Here is a 216-nt window from a genome sequence, read left to right on the forward strand (position 1 = left end):
ACGATCGGGGCCGTCATCACAGAGATGAGCAGGCATGAGGAAATACTACAGTCTTTACGGGCAGTTGCTGTCAAAACAGCGCCTGTATGAAGCCTTCAGACACGTCAAGCGCAACAAAGGTGCGGCCGGAATCGATAGGCAGAGCCTGAGTGCGTTCGAGGCGAATCTGGACGTGGAGCTGTCATGCCTGCTACTCGAACTGAAGGAAAAGCGCTA

At 54.2% G+C, this 216-nt stretch carries 1 pseudogene; it reads left to right on the plus strand.

Features of this window, described 5'->3' with window-relative positions:
- Window positions 1-34: 34 nt before the first annotated feature.
- A pseudogene (locus ACT3UM_RS24240) lies at window positions 35-216 on the plus strand (hypothetical protein); the annotation flags it as partial.

Origin of the sequence: Halomonas sp. AOP13-D3-9, assembly GCF_052379125.1 — a bacterium.
Taxonomy (GTDB): domain Bacteria; phylum Pseudomonadota; class Gammaproteobacteria; order Pseudomonadales; family Halomonadaceae; genus Vreelandella.